Below are 19410 nucleotides of genomic sequence, written 5' to 3'. Positions count from 1 at the left end.
CGACCGTTCACGTGCCGGGGGCAGGGCGGTGTGTTGCGCGACGCTAGCCGAATTCATGCAGTTTGGGCGGGTCGGTGCGGACGGACCGCCCAAAGTGCACGAATTCGGCTAGTGCGACGGAAGCAACTCCCCCTCCGGCCGACCCCGCGCGCCGCCCCACCTGCGCCGCTCAGGCAAATGGGTAGCTGACGGTCGCTTTGGGGAGGTCGCCGCGTCCCACGGGTAGATGGTTGTCGTTGCGCGGACAACAGGTGGTGCTTGCGCGGGGTGGAACGGCGCCGCTACGCGAGCGAGATGAGCTCCCGGTACTCGTCGTTCCACAGGTCCTCGACCGCGTCGGGCAGCAGCAGCACGCGCTCGGGCTCGAGGGCCTCGACGGCTCCCTCGTCGTGGGTGACCAGGACGACGGCGCCCTCGTAGGTGCGCAGCGCGCGCAGGATCTCCGCGCGCGAGGCGGGGTCGAGGTTGTTGGTGGGCTCGTCGAGCAGGAGCACGTTCGCCTGGGACACGACCAGGGTCGCGAGCGCGAGGCGCGTCTTCTCGCCGCCCGACAGGACGCGCGCGGGCTTGTGCGCGTCGTCTCCGGCGAAGAGGAACGAGCCGAGCACGTTCCGGACCTCGGTGTCGGTGAGGTCGGGCGCGGCGTGGCGCAGGTTCTCCAGCACGGTGGCGTCGAGGTCGAGCGTGTCGTGCTCCTGGGCGTAGTAGCCCAGCTTGAGTCCGTGGCCGGGCTCGACCTGGCCGGTGTCGGCGTCCTCGACCCCGCCCAGCAGGCGAAGCAGCGTGGTCTTGCCGGCGCCGTTGAGGCCCAGCACCACCACGCGCGAGCCGCGGTCGATCGCGAGCTCCACATCCGTGAAGACCTCGAGCGAGCCGTAGGACTTCGACAGTTCGGAGGCGCGCAGCGGGGTCTTGCCGCACGCGGCGGGCGTAGGGAACCGCAGCGCGGCCACGCGGTCCTGGACGCGCTCGCCCTCGACGCCGGCCAGCATCTTCTCGGCGCGCTTGGCCATGTTCTGCGCGGCGACGGCCTTGGTCGCGGTCGCCTTCATCTTGGCGGCCTGGGCCATGAGCGCTGCGGCCTTCTTCTCCGCGTTGTCGCGCTCGCGGCGGCGGCGCTTCTCGTCGGTCTCGCGCTGCTTGAGGTAGAGGTCCCATCCCATCGCGTACTGGTCGAGCTCGCCGCGGTTGGCGTCGAGGTGGAACACCTTGGTCACCACCGTGCGGACCAGGTCCACGTCGTGCGAGATCACGATGAGCCCGCCGGAGAACTGGGCGAGGAACGTGCGCAGCCAGATGATCGAGTCCGCGTCGAGGTGGTTGGTCGGCTCGTCGAGCAGGAGCGTCTCCGCGTCGGAGAAGAGGATGCGCGCGAGCTCGACGCGCCGGCGCTGACCGCCCGACAGCGTGCCCAGCGGCTGGCCCAGGATGCGCTGGTCGAGCCCCAGGTTGGCCGCGATCTTCTGCGCCTCGGACTCGGCCGCGTAGCCGCCCGCCGCCCGGAACCGCTCCTCGAGGCGCGGGTAGGCGTTCATGGCCTTGTCGCGCGCCTTCTCGTCGTCGCCGGCCATGGCCTCCTCGGCCGCGCGCATCTTGGTGAGCAGGCCGGCCAGGTCGCGCACGCCCAGGATGCGGTCGAGCGCCATCTGGGTGGGCTCGCCCTCGCGCGGGTCCTGCGGCAGGTAGCCGATGCGCCCCTTGTGGGTGACCTGGCCGCCGGTCGCCTGCCCCTCGCCCGCGAGGATGCGGGTCATGGTCGTCTTGCCGGCGCCGTTGCGGCCCACCAGGCCCACGCGGTCGCCGGGCCCGATCTGGAAGCTCGCAGGGTGCAGCAGCACGCGGGCGCCGATGCGCATCTCCAGATCCTTGGCGACGATCACACGTACTCCTGACTTGGGGGACCAAAGGTTTGTGGCATCCCCACAACGTTCCGTGCATCGGCCCTGAGCGGGGTACCCCGTCGGTAGGGTGGCCGCCGTCCATTATCCCCGGAGGTCGCCCGTGTCGCTGCATCGTCATCTCACCGGCCAGAACATCGCGCTCGTCGCGGTCTTCGCGGCGGTCATCGCGGCGTCCACGCTGGTGCCCGAGTTCACCCTCCTGGGAGGCGTGCCCATCACGCTCCAGACCTTCGCGGTGGTCCTCGCCGGGCTGGTCCTGGGACCATGGCGGGCGCTCGCGGCCGTGTCGCTGTACCTCCTCATGGGCCTCATGGGCGCGCCCATCTTCGCCAACGGCGTCGCGGGGATCGTGGTGCTCAGCGGCCCGACCGGCGGGTACCTGTTCGGGTTCATCCTCGCCGCGACCGCGATCGGGTTCATCGCGCGCGCCCTCGCCCGCCGCGGCCTGCTGCATCGCCGCGTGTGGTCCGCCGCGATGCTCGCCGCCGCCGGGCTGGTGTCGCTGCCGCTCGTCTACGCCGTGGGCGTGCCGTGGCTCGCGTGGCGCACGGGCATGCCGGTCATGCCCGTCAGCTGCACCGGGCTGACGGACTCCGACTGCGTCTCCGCGGTGACCGTGGGCGTGATCCCGTTCATCGTCCCGGACCTCATCAAGGTCGCAGCGGCCGGCGTGGTCGCCGCCGCCGTCCACCGCACCTTCCCCGGCCTGCTGGGCAGGGCGCGCGTCGCCACGCGCGCGACCAGGGACGATGCACGGGTCGCCCTGGCGGAGGAATCGGGCGGGACCGCCACCGCCTAACCTTGTCCGCATGATCGAGTTCAAGGATGCCGCCGTCGTCGCGCCCGATTCCGGTGTGCCCATCCTCGAGCCCACGTCGCTCACGCTGACCGAGGACCGGATCAGCATCATCGGCGCCAACGGCGGCGGCAAGTCCACCTTCGCGCGCCTCATCAACGGCCTGGTCACGCCGGTGAGCGGATCCGTCGAGGTCGACGGCCTCGACACCGTCAAGCGCGGCGCCGACGTGCGCCGCAAGGTGGGCTACCTGTTCACCGATGCCTCCGCGCAGCTCATCATGCCCACGGCCATCGAGGACGTGATGCTGTCGCTGCGCCGCGTCATCAGGAAGCGCGGCGAGCGGGAGAAGGCCGCGCTCGACGCGCTGCGCGAGATCGGCCTCGCCAGCAAGGCGGACGTCTCCGTCAACGCCCTGTCGGGTGGCCAGCGCCAGCTGCTCGCGCTCGCGGGCGTGCTCGCCACGACCCCCTCGATCCTGGTCGCCGACGAGCCCACGACTCTCCTGGACCTGCGCTGGCGCGCGCACGTGGGCGCGCTGCTGCGGTCGCTGCCGCTGCAGGTCATCGAGGTCACGCACGACCTCGACGCCGCCTCGCGCGCGGACCGCACCCTGGTGATCGACCTGGGCGAGGTGGTGTTCGACGGCGACCCCAAGGAGGCGATCCGGCTGTACCGCGACCTCATGTTCGGGCGCGCCTCGCAGGGGGCGACTGCGTGATCTCGCTCTTCGGGCTCTACCGGCGCCGCCGGACGCCCATGCACCTCGCGCCCGCGTGGTTCAAGGTGCTGCTCATGCTCGGCCTGTCGGTCGCGTGCCTCATCATCTCCGAGCCGGTCACCTCGATCGGCATCACCGCGGCGTGCCTGCTGCTGCTCGCGTCCACCCTGCCGCCGGCGAAGGCCACGCTCAAGGGCATGAGCCTCATCATCGTCATCGCTGCGCTGACGACGCTCTTCCAGGTCTGGCGCGGCGACTACATCCGCGCGCTCGACCTCGCGGGCGACCTCATCTCCATCGCGGCGCTCGCGCTGGCGATCGCGAGCTCGACGTCGATGGAGGAGATGCTCGACTTCGTCTCCACGATGGCGCAGCCGCTGCGGTGGATCCTGCCGCCGGACACCATCGGCGTCATGGTCGCGCTCACCTTGCGCGCGCTGCCCGAGGCCGCGCGCATCATGGTCGAGGCGCGCATCGCCGCGCGCGCCCGCGGCATGGACCGGTCGCTGCGCGCGGTGCTCGTGCCGTCCGCGACCCGGTCCGTGGGCTTCGCGCTCCAGCTGGGCCAGGCGCTTCACGCACGCGGCATCGCGGAGACCGGACGCCGGCGCAAGGACGTGCTGCCCTCGCCCCCGCGCGAGCGCGAGAAGGTGCCCATGGCCCCGCCGCCGGTGCGCGAGCCCGAGGCTCCCGCCGTTCCCGTGAAGGAGTCGCGCCGCGAGCGGCGGCGCCGGCTGGAGGCCGAGGCCGCCGCCGGGGCGCACGAGCCGGGGCCCGAGCCCGCGCTCCCGTCGTTCGACGAGGTCGTGACCGGAGCCATCCCCATCGTCACGGAGGCGAGCCACGGCGGGGCGCCCGAGCAGGACGAGGCGACCGACGCGTCGTCCCCCGAGACGACGAGGTGGGGACGCCTCTCCCCCGCCCGTCGCTCGCGGCGCGACCGGAAGGACTGACGCGCCCTACTGCCCGCTGGCCCAGGGGCGGAAGTGGCGCACGCGCGCACGCGCGGCCTTGCCCTGCTCGGTGACCTGGGACGGCGCGGTGCCGCCGGCGCCGGAGCGCGCGGCGAGCGAGCCCTCGACGGTGAGCACCTCGAGCACCCCAGGCGTGAGATCCGGGTGGATCGCCTGCATCTCCTGCTCGGTGAGCTCGTGCAGGTCCTTGCCGCGCTTCTCGCACAGGCGCACGCAGGCGCCGGCGACCTCGTGGGCCTCGCGGAAGGGAACGCCCTGCTTGACCATCCACTCGGCGATGTCCGTGGCGAGCGAGAAGCCGGCGGGGGCGAGCTCGGCGAGGCGCTCGACCCGGAACACCAGGGTGCGGACCATGCCGGTGAAGGCGGGCAGCACCGTCTCGAGGGTGTCGACCGCGTCCAGGGCGGGCTCGTGCACCTCCTGGATGTCGCGGTTGTACGCGAGCGGCAGACCCTTGAGCGTGGCGAGCATGCCCGCGAGGTCGCCGATGAGCCGCCCGGCCTTGCCGCGCGCGAGCTCCGCGATGTCGGGGTTCTTCTTCTGCGGCATGATGCTCGAGCCCGTCGAGTAGGCGTCGTCGAGCGCGACGAAGCCGAACTCGACGGTGGACCACGCGATGATCTCCTCCGAGATGCGCGACAGGTCCACGCCGATCATGGCGGCCACCCAGGAGAACTCCGCCATGACGTCGCGCGCGGCGGTCGCGTCGATCGAGTTCTCCGTGGGACCCACGAAGCCCAGCTCCTGCGCCACGGCCTTCGGGTCCAGCCCGAGCGTCGAGCCGGCGAGGGCGCCTGCGCCGTAGGGCGAGAACGCCGCGCGCGAGTCCCAGTCGGTGAGCCGCTCGACGTCGCGCAGCAGCGGCCAGGCGTGGGCCAGCAGCGCGTGCCCGAGCGTGACGGGCTGGGCGTGCTGGAAGTGGGTGCGGCCCGGCATGGGCGCGTCGAGGTGGCGGTCCGCCTGGCCCAGGAGCGCGTCGACCAGGTCGAGCAGCTCCGACGCGATGAGGCGCGCGTGGCGGCGCAGGAACATGCGCGGCAGCGTCGCGATCTGGTCGTTGCGCGAGCGTCCCGCCCGCAGCTTCCCGCCCAGCTCCGGCCCCAGGCGCTCGATGAGGATGCGCTCGAGGGCGCCGTGGACGTCCTCGTCGGAGTCCGCCGGGTGCAGCGTGCCGGCGGCCTCGTCGGCGCGCATCTGCTGGAGCTCCCCCACCATGCGCGCGGACTCGTCCGCCGTGAGCAGGCCGGCCCGCTCGAGCGCGTGCGCGTGCGCGATGGACCCGAGGAGGTCGTCGTCCGCGTACCGCCAGTCAAAGTGAGTCGACTTGCTCAGTCGGGCGAGCGCCGCGTCCGGCCCGCCCTCGAAGCGTCCGCCCCACAGGGCACCCTCGTTCGTCGCCTGCTCCATGTCACCCCTCCACTGCGGACCCCGCCCCATCCGGGACAGTCAGTGCCGCTCACGCACCTCAGAAACCTGCTCCGGGACACTGCGGACCGGTTGGCCGCAGGTAGCCCCTGCATCGGGACGCGCCGGACCGCCGATCCGACCCCGTGGCATCCCACGGGACACTGCGGACCGGCGGGCCCGGGCCCCTTACCGGCGACCCTACGCCAGCCGCGCCTCGCGGGCGGCCGCCTGCTTGGCCGCGAGCCCGTAGATCTCGATGAAGCCGCGGGCGGCGGACTGGTCGAAGGTGTCGCCCTCGTCGTAGGTGGCGAGGTTGAAGTCGTACAGGCCGGTCTCGGAGCGGCGACCCGTGACCACGGCCTTGCCGCCGTGCAGGACCATCCGGATCTCGCCCGACACGTGCTGCTGGGTGTCCTCGATGAAGGCGTCGAGCGACTTCTTGAGCGGGGAGCTCCACATGCCGTCGTAGACCAGCTCGGTCCACTCCTCCTGGATGAGGCGCTTGTAGCGGGCCTGCTGGCGCTCGAGGGTGACGTTCTCCATCTCCTTGTGCGCCTCGATGAGCGCGATGGCGCCGGGCGCCTCGTAGATCTCGCGGCTCTTGATGCCCACCAGGCGGTCCTCGACGATGTCGATGCGGCCGATGCCCTGGGCGCCGGCGCGCTGGTTCATCTGCTCGATGGCCTGCAGCGGCGTCACCGGCTGGCCGTCGATCGAGACGGGGATGCCGCGCTCGAAGCCGATGACCACCTCGTCCGGCACCGGCGGGAAGGCCGGGTCGTCGGTGTAGTCGTAGACGTCCTTGGTGGGCGCGTTCCAGATGTCCTCGAGGAAGCCGGTCTCGACGGCGCGGCCCCACACGTTCTGGTCGATCGAGAAGGGGTTCTTCTTGGTGGTCGCGATGGGCAGCGCGTGGCGCTCGGCGTAGTCGATCGCCTTGTCGCGGGTGAGCGCGAGGTCGCGCACCGGCGCGATGCACTTGAGCTCGGGCGCGAGGGAGACGATGCCCACCTCGAAGCGCACCTGGTCGTTGCCCTTGCCGGTGCAGCCGTGCGCCACGGTCGAGGCGCCGAACTCGCGCGCGGCGTGGACCAGGTGCTTGACGATCACGGGCCGCGACAGCGCGGAGACCAGCGGGTACTTGTCGTGGTACATCGCGTTGGCCTTGAGCGCGGGCATGCAGTACTGCTCCGCGAACTCGTCGCGCGCGTCGGCCACGTACGCCTCGACGGCGCCGCAGTCGAGCGCGCGCTGGCGGATAACCTCGAGGTCCTCGCCGCCCTGGCCCACGTCGACGGCCACGGCGACCACCTCGGCGCCGGTCGCCTCGGCGATCCAGCCGATGGCCACGGACGTGTCCAGTCCTCCCGAGTACGCCAGCACGATGCGCTCAGTCATGTCTCTTCCTTCTCTCGTTGCCGATTACCGCTGGCCGCTCGCGCGGTCCAGAAACCTGTGGGCGAGCCGCTCGCCGCCGTCGGTGTCGCGGGCGAGCACGAACAGCGTGTCGTCGCCCGCGACGGTGCCGACGACCTCGGGGTCGTCGTGCGCGTCGATGCCCGTCGCGAGGAACTGCGCCGCGCCCGCGGGCGTGCGGAGCACCGCGATGTTGCCCGAGGCGTCGGCGGAGTGCAGCAGCTCGATGCACAGCCGTGTGAGCCGCGCGTCCGTGTCCTCGCCCGCCTCGAGCGCGGCCTGGGTCGTGTAGACCATCTGCCCGCCGGCGTCGCGCACCTTGACGGCGCCGATGTCGAGCAGGTCGCGCGACAGCGTCGCCTGGGTGACGTGGATGCCGTCGCGCTCGAGCGCCTGCGCGAGCTGCGCCTGCGAGCGGATGGTCGAGGACTCGATGAGCCGCGCGACCAGCGCCTGGCGGGCGGACTTGGTGGGCGGGACGGAGGCGGCCATCAGTGCCTCGCCAGCCATGCGAGCAGCGCCTTCTGGGCGTGGAGGCGGTACTCGGCCTCGAGCCACACGATGGACTGGGGTCCGTCGAGCACCTCGCCCGTGACCTCCTTCTCGCGGTACGCGGGGAGGCAGTGGATCACCTGCGCGCCGTCGGCGGCCAGCGTCAGGGACCGCGCGTTGAGCTGGAACGGCAGGAACACCTCCGCGCGCGCCGCGTACTGGTCCTCGTCCCCCATCGACACCCATGTGTCCGTGGCGAGCACGTCGGCGCCGGCGACCGCCTCGTCGTGGTCCGACGTGACCAGCACCGAGCCTCCGTGGGCGGCCGCGATGCGCGTGGCATCGGCGACGACGTCCGGGTCGGGCTGGTAGTCGGCGGGCGTGCCGATGCGCACGTGCAGTCCGGCGAGCGCCCCGCCGAGCAGGTAGGAGTGGGCCATGTTGTTGGCGCCGTCGCCCACGTACGCGAGCGTGAGGCCGGGCAGGGCGTCCACCCCGCCCCGCGCATCGGCCACCGCGGCCAGATCCGCGAGGATCTGGCACGGGTGGAACGAGTCGGTGAGGGCGTTGACCACCGGCACCGTGGAGTGCGCGGCCATCTCCTCGATGCGGTCCTGGCCGAACGTGCGCCACACGATCGCGCTCACCATCCGCTCGAGCACGCGCGCGGTGTCCGCGACGGACTCGCCGCGGCCCAGCTGCGACGACGCGGAGTCGATGACCAGCGGGTAGCCGCCCAGCTCCGCGATGCCGGCGGAGAAGGACACGCGGGTGCGCGTCGAGGGCTTGTCGAAGATCACCGCGACGGCGCGCGGCCCGGCGAAGGGCTGCTCGAGGTGGCGGTTCTTGCGGAACTGCAGCGCGAGCTCGAGGATCTCGTGCTGCTCGGCGGCGGTGACGTCGTCGTCGCGCAGGAAGTGGCGGGTCATGCAGGCTCCTTGGTGACGAGGGCGGGCAGATGCGCCGCGGCCCAGGCGAGGAAGGCGTCGGCCTCGGCGCGCGTCAGGGTGAGCGCCGGGACGAGCCGGATGGTGGCGGGATCGGGGGCGTTGACGATGAAGCCGTCCGCGAGCGCCGCGGCGACCACCGCGGGTGCGACGGGTGCGGCGAGGCCGATGCCCAGCATGAGCCCCGCGCCGCGCACCTCCGTGACGCCGGGCACGGCGGCGAGCGCCGCCCGCAGGTGCTCGCCCTGGCTGCGGGCGTGGTCGAGCAGGCCGTCGGCCTCGATCGCGTCGAGGGTCGCGAGCGCGGCCGCGGAGGCCAGCGGGTTGCCGCCGAAGGTGGTCCCGTGGTCGCCCTTGACCAGGGCGGTGGCGGCCCGTTCGCCGAACGCGACCACCGCGCCCACGGGGAAGCCGCCGCCCAGGCCCTTGGCGAGGGTCATGACGTCCGGCACGACGCCGGCGAGCTGGTGCGCGAACCACGCGCCGGTGCGGCCCACGCCGGTCTGGACCTCGTCCATGACCAGCAGCGCGCCGTGCCGGTGGGCCGCCTCGCGGGCGACGCGCAGCACCTCGACGGGCACCGGGCGCACGCCGGCCTCGCCCTGGATGGGCTCGACCAGGATCGCGGCCAGGTCCTCCCCCGCCGCGGACGCGGCCTCGCGGATCGCGTCGACCGTGGGCGGCACGAACACCGCCCCGGCGACCAGCGGCTCGAAGGGTGCGCGCAGCGCCTCCTTGGCGGTGACCGAGAGCGCACCCGCGGTGCGGCCGTGGAAGCCGCCCTCGAGCGCGATCACCGTGCGCCGGCCCGTGCGGCGCGCGAGCTTGAGCGCGGCCTCGTTGGCCTCCGCCCCGGAGTTGCACAGGAACACGCGCGAGCCCGAGGGCGCGTGCGCGAGCGTCAGCAGCCGCTCGGCCAGGCGGATCTGGGGCTCGGTCGCGAAGAAGTTCGAGGTGTGCGTGAGCGTCGCCGCCTGCGCGGAGACCGCCTCGACCCAGGCCGGATGCGCGTGGCCCAGGGCGTTGACGGCGATGCCGCCCAGCAGGTCGAGGTAGCGGTTGCCGTCCGCGTCCCACACCCACGAGCCCTCGCCGCGCACCAGCACCCGCTGCGGGGTGCCGTACGTGCCCATGAGGGCGTGGTCGTAGCGCTGCAGGTCCACCCGGCCGTGCTCGAGGCCGGCCTCGTTGTGTCCGGTGAGCGTCATACCCAGATCTCCTTGTCCTGGAGCACCATGGTTCCCACGCCGGCGGTGGTGAACACCTCCGTGAGGATCGAGTGCGGGTCGCGGCCGTCGATGATGTGCGCCTGCGGCACCCCGCCGCGCACGGCGCGCAGGCACGCCTCCATCTTGGGTCGCATGCCGGACTCGAGCGAGGGCAGCATCCCCTCGAGCTCGGTCGCGTGGATCTGGCTGATGAGCGAGTCGCGGTCCGGCCAGTCCGCGTACAGGCCCTCCACGTCCGTGAGCACGATGAGCTTGCGGGCCCGCAGCGCGATCGCGACGGCCGCGGCGGCGGTGTCCGCGTTGACGTTGAGCACCTGCGTGGGATCGTCGATGTCCGGCGCGACGGTGGAGATCACGGGGATGCGGCCGGCCTCGATGATGTCGAGCACGGCGCCCGGGTTGACCTTGACGACGTCGCCCACGAGGCCGACGTCGACGGGTGCGCCGTCGACCAGCGCGTGGCGGCGCTTGGCCTGCAGCATCCCGGCGTCCTCGCCCGACAGCCCCACGGCGTGCGGCCCGTGGTCGTTGATGAGCCCCACGAGCTCGCGCGAGACCTGCCCGGTGAGCACCATGCGGACGATGTCCATCGCCTCGGGCGTGGTGACGCGCAGGCCGCCGCGGAACTCGGACTCGATGCCCAGCCTGTCGAGCATCCCGGAGATCTGCGGTCCTCCCCCGTGCACCACGACGGGGTGCAGGCCCAGCAGGCGCAGGTGCACCACGTCCTGGGCGAAGGCGCGCTTGAGTGAGTCGTCGATCATGGCGTTGCCGCCGTACTTGATGACGGTGATGGCGCCGCGGAACTGCTCGATCCACGGCATGGCGTCGATGAGGACGCCCACCTTCTGCTGGGGGGTGAGGTCGAGGTCGGTCATGAGGAGTACGCGCTGTTCTCGTGGACGTAGTCGTGCGTGAGGTCGTTGGTCCAGACGGTGGCCGAAGCTCCGCCCGCGTGGAGGTCGACCCGCACCTGGACCTCGCGGGGCTCGAGGTCGACCAGCTCGCGCGGGTCGCCCACGCCGCCGCCGCGGCACACCTGGACGCCGTTGATGTGGACGTCGATGAGCGCGGGGTCGAAGGGTGCGACCTCCTCCGGCACGGTGCCGGCGGCGGAGATGACGCGGCCCCAGTTGGGGTCCTTGCCGAAGATCGCCGCCTTGAAGAGGTTGGAGCGGGTGATCGCGCGCGCGACCGCCTCCGCGGCGGCCTCGGTGGTGGCGTTCTCCACGGTCACCGCGATGTCGTGGCTCGCGCCCTCGGCGTCCGCGACCAGGCCGCGGGCGAGCGAGGCGAGCACGTCGGTGAGGGCCGCCTCGAACTCCCCGGGACCGGGGACGATGCGCGAGGCGCCGCTGGCGAGCAGCAGCACCGTGTCGTTGGTGGACATGCAGCCGTCGGAGTCGACCCGGTTGAGGGTGACGCCGGTCGCGGCGCGCAGCGCCGCGTCCGCGCGCTCGGCGGTGAGCGACGCGTCCGTGGTGACCACGCAGAGCATGGTCGCCATGCCCGGCGCGAGCATCCCGGCGCCCTTGGCCATGCCGCCCACGGTCCAGCCGTCGCCGCCGGCGACGGCCTGCTTGGCGACGGTGTCGGTGGTCATGATCGCGTGGGCCGCGTCGTCCCCGCCGCCCTCCGAGAGGCCGGCGACCGCCGCATCGGCCCCGGACAGGAGGGCCTCCATGTCCAGCCGCACGCCGATCAGCCCGGTCGAGCACACGGCGACGTCCCCGGAGGAGACGTCGCGCCCGGTGGCGGCGAGCGACGCGGCGAGGTGCTCGGCGGTGCGGTGGGTGTCCGCGAAGCCCTCGGGCCCGGTGGCGGCGTTCGCGCCGCCGGAGTTGAGGATGACGGCGTCGACGCGACCGTCGGCGACCACCTGGCGCGACCAGGTCACCGGCGCGGCGCAGATGCGGTTGGTGGTGAAGACGCCCGCGGCGATGCGCTCGGGGCCCTCGTTCACCACGACGGCCACGTCCCTCGCTCCGGTGGACTTGAGGCCGGCGGCCACGCCGGCGGCGACAAATCCCTGCGCTGCGGTGATGCTCACGGCGCGACCCCCAGCGTGGTGAGGCCGAGCGTCTCCTCGAGGCCCAGCGCGACGTTCATGGACTGGAGCGCGGCGCCGGCGGTGCCCTTGACCAGGTTGTCGATCGCGCACACGATGACCACGCGCCCGGCGCGGCCGTCGACGGCGACCTGCATGAGCGCGGTGTTGGCGCCGAGCGTCGCGGCCGTCGAGGGCCACTGACCCTGGGGCAGCAGGTGGACGAACGGCTCGTCCGCGTACGCCTGCTCCCACGCGTGGCGGACGGCCTCGACGTGGACGCCCGCCGCGAGCGGCGCGGTCACGGTCGCGAGGATGCCGCGCGCCATGGGCACGAGCGTGGGCGTGAAGCTGATCCGCACGTCGGCGGCGCCGGCGGACTCGAGGTTCTGGACGATCTCCGGGATGTGCCGGTGCGAGCCGCCCACCGCGTACGGGGCGGCGGCGCCGAGCGCCTCGGAGGCGAGCAGGTGCGGCGCGAGCTTGCGACCCGCGCCCGAGTAGCCGTTCGCGAGCACGGCGACCACGTCCGTGGGATCGACGACGCCGGCCGCGACGCCGGGCTGGAGCGCGAGCGTCACGGCGGTGACGTTGCAGCCGGGCACGGCGATGCGCCGGGCGCCGGGCAGCGCGTCGCGCTGATGCCCGTCCGGGGTGATGAGCTCCGGCATGCCGTAGGGCCACGTGCCCGCGTGCTCGCCGCCGTAGTAGTGCCGCCACGCCTGGGGGTCGGACAGGCGGTGGTCCGCGCCGCAGTCGAGCACCAGGGTCTCGGGGGGCAGCTGCGCCGCGATCTCCCCCGACGCGCCGTGCGGGAGGGCGAGCACGACCACGTCGTGCCCCGCGAGCTCCTCCACGGTCGTGGGCACCAGGGTGCGGTCGGCGAGGGTGCGCAGGTGGGGCTGGTGCGCGCCCAGGCGGTCGCCCGCGCTGGAGTGGGCGGTCAGAGCGCCGAATTCCACGTCCGGATGGGCGGAGAACACGCGCAGCACCTCGCCCCCGACGTAGCCGGAGGCGCCGGAGACGGCGACAGAGAGGGTCATGTGCATAAATATACACACGACTGCATGAGTGGTCTGGGACCCTCGCACCGGGACGTACGATTCACCGTGTGAGAGCGATCCAGGTAACGCGGCCGGGCGGCCCCGAGGTGCTCGAGGTCGTCGAGCTCGACCTCCCGGAGGTGACCCCCGGACACGTCCTGGTCCGCGTCGAGGCGGCGGGCGTGAACTTCATCGACACCTACCAGCGCTCCGGACTCTACCCCGTGGATCTGCCGTTCGTCCCCGGCTCCGAGGGCGCCGGCGAGGTGGTCGCGGTGGGCGAGGGCGTCGAGGGCCTCGCCGCGGGCGACGCCGTGGGGTGGGCCTTCACCACCGGTTCGTACGCCGAGTACGTGCTCCTGCCGGCCGAGGACGCCTACCCCCTGCCCGGCGAGATCGAGCTCGACATGGCCGCCGCGGTGATGCTGCAGGGCATGACGGCGCACTACCTGGTCACCTCGTCGCACGCGGTCAAGCCCGGCGACGTGGTGCTGGTGCACGCGGCCGCCGGCGGCGTGGGCCTCCTGCTCACCCAGCTCGCGGCGGCGCGCGGCGCCACCGTGATCGGCACCGTGGGCACCGAGGACAAGGCCCGCATCGCCCAGCAGGCCGGCGTCCACCACGTGATCCGCTACGACCTCATGGACGACATCGCGACGCAGCTGCCGCAGGCGGTCCGCCGCTTCTCCCCCGCCGGCGCCGATGCGGTGTACGACGGCGTGGGCCGCGCCACCTTCGACGGCTCGCTGGCCTCGCTCACGCGCCGCGGCCACCTGGTGCTGTTCGGCGGCGCGTCCGGCCCGGTGCCGCCGGTCGACCCCATGCGCCTCATGCGCGCCGGGTCCGTCATGCTGTCGCGCCCCATCCTGCGGGACTTCCTTGCGACCCCCGAGGAGCGCGAATGGCGCGCGGGCGACATCCTGCACGGCGTGCTGCTGGGCGACATCACGGTGCGCATCGACCGCGGGCTCGCGCTCGAGGAGGCGGCGGACGCGCACCGCGCGCTCGAGTCCCGGGCGACCAGCGGCAAGGTGCTGCTCCACCCCTGACCCGGCCCGCGCATCGTCCCGGGTCCAGGCCCGTCCATCGCCGCCCGCCGGGGCCCGTCGCGCGCGCGACACGCCCACGTCACACGCTCGTGACACGGATTGGGCACAATAACGGCATGCATCACCTCCGGCTCCGCATCATGCGCGACTCGGACGTGCCCGCCGTCGCCGCCCTCAACGCCGCGGCGGCGCCCGCGGTCAACCCCATGCCGGAGGAGGACCTCCGCGCGCTGTTCGCCATGACGGACGTCGCGCTGGTGGCCACGGACCGCGACCGGCGGCTGCAGGCGTTCGTGCTGTCGCTCGCGCCGGGACAGCCGTACGGCTCGGAGAACTACCGCTGGTTCGAGGCCCGCGGACGCCGGCACCAGTACATCGACCGGATCGTCGTCGCCCCCACGGCCAAGGGCACCGGCGTGGGCCGCGCCCTTTACGAGTCGGTGTTCGAGCGCGCCCGCGAGCGCGGCGCGAGCGAGGTGACCACGGAGATCCAGCTCGAGCCGCCGAACCCCAACTCGCTCGCCTTCCACGAGAGCCTGGGCTTCCAGCGCGTCGCCGAGCAGTGGACGCGCGGGGACACGGTCCGCGTCGCGCTGCTGTCGCGCGTCGTGTACTGACGCGGGGGCTGCGGACCCGGTCCGACGATTGCCCTAGGGTCGAGACATGCGGATCCTCATCGTCGGCGGAACCGGACTCATCTCGGGCGCGCTCGCCTCCCAGGCCGCCGCGGCCGGGCACGAGCTCACGCTCGTCACGCGCGGCCGCTCGAGCACTCCCGCCCCGCCCGGAGCCCGGACCATCCATGCCGATGCGACCGACGCGACGGCGATGCGCGACGCCCTCCACGGGATGCGCCTGCGCCGGGAGCGCTTCGACGCCGTGGTGCAGTCGGTCGCGTTCCGCCCGGAGCACGTCGCGGACGACGTCGCCACCTTCGCCCCGCTGACGGACCAGTACGCCCTCATCGCCACCTCGGCCGCCTACGCGACATACCCCCACTACCACCCGCTCACCGAGGACACCCCGCAGGAGAACCCGTATTGGGAGTACGCCCGCCTCAAGGCGGACTGCGAGCGGGTGCTGCGCGACGCGGCCGGGCCGGCAGGCCTGGGCTGGACCGTCGTGAGGCCCGCCCACACGTACGGCGACTCGAAGATCCCGTCGTACATCGGCAACTCCCGCGCGCCGTGGACCCTGGTGGACCGCATGCGCCGGGGCGCGGACATCATCGTCCCGGGCGACGGCACGTCGCTGTGGACGCTCACCCACGCCGACGACGTCGCCGCCGGCATCCTGGGACTGCTGGGCAACGCCGACGCGCTGGGCCGCGCGGTCCACATCACGTCGGACGTGCCCCACACCTGGCGGGGCATCCTCGCGACCGTCGCGGAGGCCGCGGGCCTCACGCCCGCGCAGTTCGACGCGCAGGCGGTGTGCGTCCCGACCGATGCGATGGTCGCCGTCGACCCCTCGCTCGAGGGCGGCACGCGCGGCGACAAGATGCACGCGGCGATCTACGACACGTCGCTGATCCGCACGCTCGTGCCGGGCTGGGAGGCACGCGTGCCGCTCGACGAGGGCATCCGGCGCGCGGTCGACTGGTTCGAGGCGGACCCCGCGCGCCAGGTGGTCGACGCCGCGGACGATGCACTGCTCGACCGCCTGGGCGCCGTCTACCGGGACGCGCTCGCGCGGGTGCGCGAGTGACCACCGACCCGGGCGACGATGCGGGGGCCGACGGCCAGGACCGCCCGCCCCGACGCACCGACCCCGAGGTCGCCTTCCCGCTCTCGATCGTCTCGATGGTGTTCGGACTCGTCGGCCTCACCATGCCGCTGCTGGCGGCCGCGGCGATCCTCCTCGCCGTGATCGCGTTCCTGCTCAACGCACGGCACGCACCCACACGGACGTTCGCCATCATCGGTGGCGTGCTGGGGATCGTGGGCGCGGCCGCGTCGCTCGTGGGCTGACCGACCGGCGGGGCGACCCGCCGACCCGACTAACTTGCACATCGACGTGCAATTTCCTACCGTGGAGGGCATGTCGCCCCGCCCCCCACGCGCCGATTCCGCCCGCAACCGCGAGGCGCTGCTCGACGCCGCCACCGCGCTGCTGCGGGAGAACTTCGACGCCCCGCTCGACGCCATCGCGGCCGCGGCGGGCCTGACGCGGCGGGCGGTGTACGGCCATTTCCCCAGCCGCGACGACCTGGTCGCAGCGATGCTCGAGCGAGGTGCGGCCCGGATCGCGGGAGCCGTGGGCGAGGCGCGCGACGAGCCGCCGCTGCACGCGCTGGCGCGACTCGGCGGCGCACTCTGGGACCAGGTCGCGGAGGTGCGGGCATTCGCCCGTGCGGCGGTCGCCACCCCGCACGCCGCGTTCGTGGCGCGCGGGCTCGCCCCGGTGCGCGAGCGCATGCGCGGCATTCTGGAGCGCGCCGCGGCCCGCGGCGAGGTCCGCACCGACGTCGGCCTCACCACGCTCGCCCTGCTCGTCGAGCGCGCCGCCCTCGACGTGCTCGAGGTGACCGGCGACTCCCCCGCGGGCGATGCCCGCCTGCTCGCCATGACCCACCCGCTGTGCGCGGCGGGCGTAGGCGGCGAGCGCGCGCTCGAGGTCGCCCACGAGGTCGACGCGGCATGAGGGTCGCTCTCGCACAGGTCTCCAAGGGTCGTCGCGGCAGGGCGCTCGCTCCGGTGACCTTGACGTATTCCTCCGGCGGCGTGACCGCGGCACGCGTCGAGACCCAGCAGCGCCCGGCAGTGCTCGGGCTCCTCGCGTCCGGCCGCATGGCTCCTTCGTCGGGCACCGTCACGATCGACGGACGGCCGGACCGGGCAAGGCTGCGTCGCTCCGTCGCCCTCGTGGACGCGCCCGCCGTCTGCGACCCGGCGCCCGAGGTCTCCACGCTCGGAATCGTCGAGGAGGAGCTCATGTTCGCCGGCCGGGCCGCCCACCCGCGAGCGGCCCGCCGCCTGCTGGCATCCCTGGACCTCGAACAGTGGGCCCGGATCCCCATCGGCGCGGTCGCCCCCACGGATCGCTGCCGCCTGCTGCTCGAGCTCGCCGCGCTGCGCCCCGGCGTCGAGGGCGTCGTCCTTGTCTCGCCCGACCGGCACGGCGGTGACCCCGCCGGCTGGTGGAACGCGGCGCTCGCGCTCGCGCGACGCGATCTCGCGGTCCTGGCACTGGTGGGCGATGCTGCGATGGCCGCGATTGCGCGCACGCCGGTGGGCGGCGCGCCGGACCTGTTCGAGGCCTCCCCCGAGCCCGCCGGGCAGCCCACCCCCGAGGCTTCCGAGCCCTCCGTGGCGTGCGCGCCCGCCGAGGCGGAGGCCCTCGCATGAGGCGCAGCCCCGTGCGCGTCCCTGCGCTCCTCATGGCCGAATTCCGCCGCCTCACGGCCACTCCGATGGCGGTGGTGGCCCTCATCGCACTCATGGCGGTTCCCCTGCTCTACGGCGGCCTGTACCTGTGGGCCAACCGGGATCCGTACGCCGCGCTCGACGGCATCCCCGCGGCGATCGTCGTCGAGGACCGGGGCACGGGCGTCGACGGCGCGACCCACGACTACGGACACGAGGTGGCGGAGCGACTCGTCACCGAGGGACGCTTCGATTGGCGCATCGTGACGACGGACGCGGCACTCGAGAGCGTCGACGCCCAGGACGTCGACTTCGCCATCACGTTCCCCGCGGACTTCTCCGCCGCCCTCGCCTCGGCCGCCTCGGACGAGCCCCGCCAGGCGACCGTCGTGCTCACCACGAGCGACGTCAACAGCTATCTGGCCTCGAGCATTGGCAAGCAGGCGGCGGAGACGATCCGCACCGCCATCGCGCAGGCGGTGAACGAGGAGGCCGCGGCGCGCTTCCTGCTGGGCTTCGCCGAGGTCCGCGACTCGCTGATCGACGCGGTCGACGGGGCCTCGCTCCTGTCCGACGGAGCGGCGGCCGCCCACGAGGGCTCGACCGAGCTCGCCGACGGCGCCACCGACGCACGCGACGGTGCGGCCGAACTCGCGGACGGCTCCGCCGCGGCCCGCGACGGAGCGGCGGACCTGGAGGCGGGAGTGACGCGCCTGGCCTCGGGATCCGAGGACCTGGCCGAGGGCCTCGAGGAGCTCGAGGACGGCGCGGGCGACCTGGCCGATGGTGCCAGTCAGATCGCCGCGGGCACGGCGACGCTTGCCGAGCGCGCCGACGCCGCCGGCGACGCAATGCAGCAGGCCACCGATGCCCTGCCGGGGATTCGCGAAGAGCTTGCGAGCCACCTCGCGGCGGTCGGCCTCGACACGACCGCACAGGAGGATCTGCTGACCCTCCTCGACCCGCTCGCGGACGAGCTGCGGCAGGGCAACGAGCGACTCCAGTCAGCCGTCGAGAAGGTGGACAACCTCGCGGATGGCGCGGACCGGGTGGCGCAGGGCGCGGTCGTCCTCGCGTCGGGAGCGGCGGACGCCCACGACGGCTCCGCGACACTCGCCGACGGCCTCACGAGCGCGCACACGGGGACGTCGGACCTCGCCGCCGGCCTCGCGACGCTGGCGGGCGGCACGGATGACCTGCGGGAGGGCCTGGACGCCCTCGACGCCGGCGCCCACGAGCTGGAATCCGGGCTCGCCGCCGTCGCGGACGGCTCGGCGGAACTGCGCGACGGGCTCGACGAGGGCCTCGAGGAGCTGCCGGACGCCGAGACGGACCTGCGGACGCGCCAGGCGGCGACCATCGCCGATCCGCTCGTCGTCGAGAACGACTCCCTCACCTCCGCGGGCACCTACGGCGCGGGGCTCGCGCCGTTCTTCCTCTCGCTCGCCGCGTGGATCGGCATGTACGCGCTGTTCCTCATCGTCAAGCCCGTCTCGCGCAGGGCCGTCACGGCGCTGAGGTCACCGGTGCGCGTCACCCTCGCGGGATGGCTGGTGCCGGGCATCCTGGGCGCCGGCCAGATGGCCGCGCTGTTCGCGGTGGTGACGTGGGGCCTGGGCTTCACCTTCGGCCGACCATGGGGCTCGCTCGGCCTGCTGACCCTGGCCTCGCTGACGTTCGCCGCGATCATCCTCGCGCTCAACGTCTGGCTCGGCTCGGTGGGCCAGTTCCTGGGACTCGTGCTGATGGTGCTCCAGCTGGTCACCGCGGGTGGGACCTTCCCGTGGCAGACCCTGCCGGCGCCGCTCGCGGGCCTTCACCCCGTGCTGCCGATGTCCTATGCCGTCGACGGGATGCGCCAGCTCATGTACGGCGGCGCGGAGGCCGCGGCCTGGGGCGATGCCGCCGTGCTCGCGTGCTGGCTGGGCGGGGCGCTGCTGGTCGCGGCCGCGGGAGTGACGCGCATGACCCACCGGCGCACGCTACGCGACCTGCGGCCCAGCCTCATCGGGTAGCCGCATGG

At 73.4% G+C, this 19410-nt stretch carries 19 protein-coding genes; 10 read left to right on the top strand and 9 right to left on the bottom strand.

The genetic code is table 11. From position 1 onward, the window contains the following. Nucleotides 1–281 precede the first annotated feature (281 nt). Nucleotides 282–1856: an ABC-F family ATP-binding cassette domain-containing protein gene (locus AOM03_RS01435; RefSeq protein WP_439645022.1), complete on the bottom strand. Its 1575-nt coding sequence runs from the start codon at nt 1854–1856 to the stop codon at nt 282–284. Between the two features lie 145 nt (nt 1857–2001). Between AOM03_RS01435 and AOM03_RS01430 the strand changes: the two genes are divergently transcribed. The 3 genes from AOM03_RS01430 to AOM03_RS01420 are packed head-to-tail and all read left to right on the top strand — an operon-like array spanning nt 2002 to nt 4371. Then, complete coding sequence (locus tag AOM03_RS01430) at nt 2002–2700, top strand: biotin transporter BioY (RefSeq protein ID WP_062377552.1); 699 nt, start codon at nt 2002–2004, stop codon at nt 2698–2700. 10 nt (nt 2701–2710) lie between these two features. After that, the gene (locus tag AOM03_RS01425; RefSeq protein WP_062377550.1) at nt 2711–3418 is read left to right on the top strand and encodes an energy-coupling factor ABC transporter ATP-binding protein; all 708 of its coding nucleotides are present in this window, start codon (nt 2711–2713) and stop codon (nt 3416–3418) included. Further along, entirely contained in the window at nt 3415–4371 is a 957-nt protein-coding gene (locus AOM03_RS01420) for an energy-coupling factor transporter transmembrane component T family protein (protein WP_062377548.1), read from the top strand. The genes AOM03_RS01425 and AOM03_RS01420 overlap by 4 nt, the downstream gene beginning before the upstream one ends. 6 nt (nt 4372–4377) lie before the next feature. On the opposite strand, the gene argH is transcribed toward AOM03_RS01420, so the two are convergent. The 8 genes from argH to argC form a co-directional block, all read right to left on the bottom strand. After that, nucleotides 4378–5799: an argininosuccinate lyase gene (gene argH / locus AOM03_RS01415; protein WP_062377546.1), complete on the bottom strand. Its 1422-nt coding sequence runs from the start codon at nt 5797–5799 to the stop codon at nt 4378–4380. A gap of 198 nt (nt 5800–5997) precedes the next feature. Further along, complete coding sequence (locus tag AOM03_RS01410; RefSeq protein ID WP_062377544.1) at nt 5998–7197, bottom strand: argininosuccinate synthase; 1200 nt, start codon at nt 7195–7197, stop codon at nt 5998–6000. Between the two features lie 24 nt (nt 7198–7221). Next, nucleotides 7222–7725 (bottom strand): arginine repressor, encoded by a 504-nt coding sequence (argR, locus tag AOM03_RS01405; RefSeq protein ID WP_062377543.1) that lies wholly within the window; start codon nt 7723–7725, stop codon nt 7222–7224. Then, the gene (gene argF / locus AOM03_RS01400; protein WP_062377541.1) at nt 7707–8636 is read right to left on the bottom strand and encodes an ornithine carbamoyltransferase; all 930 of its coding nucleotides are present in this window, start codon (nt 8634–8636) and stop codon (nt 7707–7709) included. The genes argR and argF overlap by 19 nt, the downstream gene beginning before the upstream one ends. Beyond that, nucleotides 8633–9862, bottom strand: coding sequence for an acetylornithine transaminase (locus AOM03_RS01395; protein WP_062377539.1), 1230 nt, complete (start codon nt 9860–9862; stop codon nt 8633–8635). The genes argF and AOM03_RS01395 overlap by 4 nt, the downstream gene beginning before the upstream one ends. Beyond that, nucleotides 9859–10761, bottom strand: coding sequence for an acetylglutamate kinase (argB, locus tag AOM03_RS01390; protein ID WP_062377537.1), 903 nt, complete (start codon nt 10759–10761; stop codon nt 9859–9861). The genes AOM03_RS01395 and argB overlap by 4 nt, the downstream gene beginning before the upstream one ends. After that, entirely contained in the window at nt 10758–11933 is a 1176-nt protein-coding gene (argJ, locus tag AOM03_RS01385; protein ID WP_062377535.1) for a bifunctional glutamate N-acetyltransferase/amino-acid acetyltransferase ArgJ, read from the bottom strand. The genes argB and argJ overlap by 4 nt, the downstream gene beginning before the upstream one ends. Then, nucleotides 11930–12979 (bottom strand): N-acetyl-gamma-glutamyl-phosphate reductase, encoded by a 1050-nt coding sequence (gene argC, locus AOM03_RS01380; protein ID WP_062377533.1) that lies wholly within the window; start codon nt 12977–12979, stop codon nt 11930–11932. The genes argJ and argC overlap by 4 nt, the downstream gene beginning before the upstream one ends. A 62-nt stretch (nt 12980–13041) precedes the next feature. Between argC and AOM03_RS01375 the strand changes: the two genes are divergently transcribed. The 7 genes from AOM03_RS01375 (at nt 13042) to AOM03_RS01345 (ending at nt 19402) form a co-directional block, all read left to right on the top strand. Next, nucleotides 13042–14022, top strand: a complete 981-nt coding sequence (locus AOM03_RS01375) for a quinone oxidoreductase family protein (protein WP_174441925.1) — start codon at nt 13042–13044, stop codon at nt 14020–14022. Nucleotides 14023–14138: 116 nt separating this feature from the next. Beyond that, nucleotides 14139–14639, top strand: coding sequence for a GNAT family N-acetyltransferase (locus AOM03_RS01370; protein WP_062377532.1), 501 nt, complete (start codon nt 14139–14141; stop codon nt 14637–14639). A gap of 46 nt (nt 14640–14685) precedes the next feature. Then, entirely contained in the window at nt 14686–15729 is a 1044-nt protein-coding gene (locus tag AOM03_RS01365) for an NAD-dependent epimerase/dehydratase family protein (protein ID WP_062377530.1), read from the top strand. After that, entirely contained in the window at nt 15726–15992 is a 267-nt protein-coding gene (locus tag AOM03_RS01360) for a hypothetical protein (RefSeq protein WP_062377528.1), read from the top strand. Before AOM03_RS01365 ends, AOM03_RS01360 begins: the two co-directional genes overlap by 4 nt. A 70-nt stretch (nt 15993–16062) precedes the next feature. After that, nucleotides 16063–16665, top strand: a complete 603-nt coding sequence (locus AOM03_RS01355) for a TetR/AcrR family transcriptional regulator (protein ID WP_062377526.1) — start codon at nt 16063–16065, stop codon at nt 16663–16665. A gap of 53 nt (nt 16666–16718) precedes the next feature. After that, the gene (locus AOM03_RS01350; protein WP_174441924.1) at nt 16719–17369 is read left to right on the top strand and encodes a hypothetical protein; all 651 of its coding nucleotides are present in this window, start codon (nt 16719–16721) and stop codon (nt 17367–17369) included. Further along, nucleotides 17366–19402 (top strand): YhgE/Pip domain-containing protein, encoded by a 2037-nt coding sequence (locus AOM03_RS01345; protein ID WP_439645014.1) that lies wholly within the window; start codon nt 17366–17368, stop codon nt 19400–19402. Before AOM03_RS01350 ends, AOM03_RS01345 begins: the two co-directional genes overlap by 4 nt. The last annotated feature ends 8 nt before the right edge of the window (nt 19403–19410 follow it).

Source organism: Demequina pelophila (genome assembly GCF_000971175.1).
Taxonomy (GTDB): domain Bacteria; phylum Actinomycetota; class Actinomycetes; order Actinomycetales; family Demequinaceae; genus Demequina; species Demequina pelophila.
Note: the sequence above shows the minus strand (reverse complement) of the source record. Positions and strands in the feature narration are given on the sequence as shown.